Source organism: Methylorubrum salsuginis (genome assembly GCF_900114375.1).
GTDB lineage: Bacteria > Pseudomonadota > Alphaproteobacteria > Rhizobiales > Beijerinckiaceae > Methylobacterium > Methylobacterium salsuginis.
The window spans coordinates 1-3,657 of the sequence record NZ_FOSV01000054.1 but is presented as its reverse complement, the minus strand read 5'-3'; the positions used below and the strand labels follow the sequence as shown (position 1 = coordinate 3,657).

Sequence of the window (3,657 nt, the reverse complement as noted above, 5' to 3'; positions counted from 1 at the left end):
CCGGCTTGACCGGCCGGGCACACACCGGTCCAACGGCAAAAGCCCATCCCGTCCGACGGTGAGCGTGGGGGCCACCGAGTTTTTCGACGGAATCGGTCGAAAGCGGCCTCTCGCATGGTCAAGCTGATTGGGTTTGAATCTAGGGGGGCGGAGCGACATCGCCGCCCGAAAGAGGCCCCGCATAACCGTTTTTCCAATGCTCCGATTGCGCCCACCCCGTCTGGCAGCCCCGGCCCACACCCTGTAAACTCCGGCGTCGCCCCCGCGAGGCCCCGCCCGTGTTTCCCCGCCCGGCCCCCGCCCTCCTGCTCGCCGCACTCGCCGCCACCCCGGCGATGGCGCAGCCCACCGGCAAGCCCGTCTTCGAAGGCGCGGGCGGCGATCCCCGCATCTCCGTCTCCCAGCCGGAATCGACCAGCCAAGCCTCGGGCGGCTACGTGCGCTCGATCGAACCCTCGCTCGGGCCGTTCGGCGATCCGCTGGGCTTGCGCCCGGTGCTCAAGGAAAAGGGCATCGAGTACAGCCTCACCTATGTCGGCGAGACGCTCGGCAACGCCTTCGGCGGCATTCGCCAGGGCGCCATCGTGCAAGACCGGCTCAACCTGCGGCTCAACCTCGACCTGCAAAAACTCGTCGGCTGGGACGGAGCGACGGTGCATGCCAACGCCTACTTCATCCACGGCACCGGCCTGTCGCGCTACTACGTCGGCAACCTGCTGACCACGAGCGTGATCGAGGCGCTGCCGTCCTCGCGTCTCTACGTGCTGTGGCTCGACCAGCAGCTGTTCGACGGGAAGCTGGGCTTGCGCATCGGCCAGCAGGCCGCCGACACCGAGTTCTTCGTCAGCCAGACCGCGACCCTGTTCGTGAATTCGGGCTTCGGCTGGCCGGTCATCACCGGGCTCGACCTGCCGAGCGGCGGCCCGGCCTATCCGCTGGCGGCGCCCGCGATCCGGGCCAAAGTCGTGCCGGGCAACGGGTTCTCGCTCCAGGCCGGGATTTACGACGGCGATCCGGCCGGGGCCAACCGCCCCGGACAGGATCCGGAGGCGCAGCGCCTCGACCGCACCGGCACCAATTTCCGCCTGCGCGACCCGGCGCTGATCGTGGCCGAGGCGACCTACGCCTACAACACGGAAAGCAGCGCCAAGGGCCTGCCCGGCGACATCACGCTCGGCGGCTGGCAGCATTTCGGCCGGTTCGACTCCCTCCGTTTCGACAATAACGGCCTGCCGCTGGCCGATCCGCGCTCGAGCGGCATCGGCCGCCCGTTGCGGGGCAATGCCGGGATCTACGCGATCTGGGACCAGACGCTCTATCGCGAGACCGGCAAGGACGACGAGGGTCTGGGCTTCTTCGTGCGCGCGGCCTACTCGCCGACCCGCTCCAGCCTGATCTCGGCCTATGTCGATACGGGGCTGGCCTATAAGGGTCTCTTCGAGGGCCGCGACGACGACACGATCGGAATCAGCCTCGCCCATGCCCGCCTCTCCGACGACGCCCGCCGGGCCGACACCGACGCCATCGCGATCTCCGGTATGCCGATGCCGCGGCGGCGGGCCGAGACCGTGATCGAGGCAACCTATCAGGCGGTGGTGGTGCCAGGCTTCACCCTGCAGCCGGACGTGCAGCTGATCCTGCATCCCGGCGGCGGCATCGCCGACGCGCGGGGACGCCGGGTGCGCAATGCCGGCGTGTTCGGCCTGAGGGCGACGGTTCAATACTGATCGGCGGCCCAAAGCGCCGAGAGCCGCGGTCGGAACGATGCATCTAGCGCTCGGCCCCCTGCTTCTGACAAACAGGCTCCCGCAACGCAGTGCCGCCCTTTGGGCCAGCGCCCTCTCCCATCATCAGGACGCGCCTCATGACCGCCTCGTACCTCGTCGTCATCCCCGCCCGCCTCCGCTCGCAGCGGTTACCCGGCAAGCCGCTCGTGGACATCGCCGGTAAGCCGATGATCGTCCGCACCTTCGAGCAATGCGCGAAAGTGTTCGAGACGGACAGAATCGTCGTTGCGACCGATGCAGACGAGATCGTTTCGGTCTGCACGTCGCGCGGTATCCCCGTCATGATGACGGGCGGGACGCACTTGACCGGGACCGACCGCGTCGCTGAAGTCGCGACGTCTCGGCCCGTCGATATCTACATCAACGTCCAGGGCGACGAGCCGCTGTTTGACCCCACGGACCTCGCCGTCATCCGCGACCACGCGCTGGCCCATCCCGACACGATCGCCAACGGGTACTGCCCGATCCGCGACGCCGCCGAGTTCGAGAGCCGGATGACGCCGAAGGTCGTGTTCGATCAGGAGGGGCGGCTCCTGTTCATGAGCCGGGGCCCCATCCCGGCGGGCAAGGAGGCACGCTTCCGGTTCGGCTACCGCCAAATCTGCGCCTATGCCTTCCCTCCTGCGGCGCTCGCCGCCTTCGCGGCCCATCCGGGCAAGACGCCCCTCGAGGAGGTGGAGGACATCGAGATACTGCGCTTCCTGGAGCTCGGCCACACGGTGCGCATGCTGCCGATGTCCGACCGTTCGATCCCCGTGGATACGCCTGAGGATGTGGAGCGCGTCGAGGCGGCCCTGCGGGCACGCAACTTAGACTAGGTCGCGAACTCATAACGCATGGCACGGTTGCTCGCGCGGCTCGTTGGTCCTCCGGCAATGGAGGAGCACGCATGGCGCGGTTTGACCTGACGGACGCGGAGTGGGCGGCAATCGAACCGGTTCTGCCGACGGATGTGCGGGGCAAGGAGCGGGCGGACGACCGTCGCGTGTTGAATAGCATCTTCTGGCGGCTGCGCACGGGCGCGCCCTGGGCCGACATCCCGGCGCGCTACGGCCCTCACACGACGTGCGGCAACCGCTTCCGGCGCTGGCGCAAGCGCGGGGTCTGGGATCGACTTTTGAAAGCCGTGTCGGAGGCTTACGAAGGTGATCTGCAGATGATCGACTCCACCAGCGTGCGGGTGCATCAGCACGCTGGCTGCGCCAAAAAAAAGACGACCGATCCCGTGGCATGGGTCGCTCACGGGGTGGTCTGACCAGCAAGATCCACGCGCTGGTGGACGCCGAAGGCCGGCCCGTCGCGCTCAAGATCACGGAAGGCCAAGCGCACGACGGCCGTGCAGCCGACGACATGCTCGGCGATCTGGGGCCGGGGCAGACCCTTTTGGGAGATCGGGCCTACGACAGCGACGCACGGCGCGAGCGCATGGCCGAGCAAGGGGCCTGGGCCAACGTGAAGCCGATGCCCAACCGCAAGACCGTGCCCGCCTTCAGCGCGTTCCTGTACAAGTACCGCAATCAGGTCGAGCGGTTCTTCAGCAAGATCAAGCACTTCCGCGCGGTTGCGACCCGATACGACAAAGACCCGGAAAACTTCCTCGCCAGCGTCAAGCTCGCAGCCGTTCGTGTCTGGCTGCGAACTTTATGAGTCTGCGACCTAGGGTCGCGACTCTATCAGGGCCAGAACGCGATGAAGGCTGCCAAGGCGAGTGCTGAGGCGAAATTGCGAGCGAGTTTGTCGTAGCGGGTGGTGACCTTGCCCCCTGGTCTGCCCTCATTCTGAAGCTAGGGTCCGTCGAGCAGGAGACGGACGATGAAGAAGAGCCGGTTCAGCGAAGAGCAGATCCTCGGCATCCTGAAGGAGCAGCAGG

Annotated in this window: 3 protein-coding genes; all 3 read left to right on the top strand. The window is 67.2% G+C overall.

The annotated features are described in order from the left end of the window. The first annotated feature begins 335 nt into the window (after positions 1–335). Complete coding sequence (locus tag BM140_RS24945; protein ID WP_091952140.1) at positions 336–1,727, top strand: carbohydrate porin; 1,392 nt, start codon at positions 336–338, stop codon at positions 1,725–1,727. Between the two features lie 137 nt (positions 1,728–1,864). Beyond that, positions 1,865–2,605, top strand: coding sequence for a 3-deoxy-manno-octulosonate cytidylyltransferase (locus BM140_RS24940; RefSeq protein WP_091952139.1), 741 nt, complete (start codon positions 1,865–1,867; stop codon positions 2,603–2,605). Positions 2,606–2,676: 71 nt separating this feature from the next. Next, positions 2,677–3,434, top strand: a protein-coding gene (locus tag BM140_RS24935) for an IS5 family transposase (protein ID WP_091952138.1) whose coding sequence is annotated in 2 segments (ribosomal slippage) — positions 2,677–2,989 and positions 2,989–3,434 — 759 coding nt in all. Because the reading frame shifts where the segments join, the coding sequence is not laid out codon by codon here. The last annotated feature ends 223 nt before the right edge of the window (positions 3,435–3,657 follow it).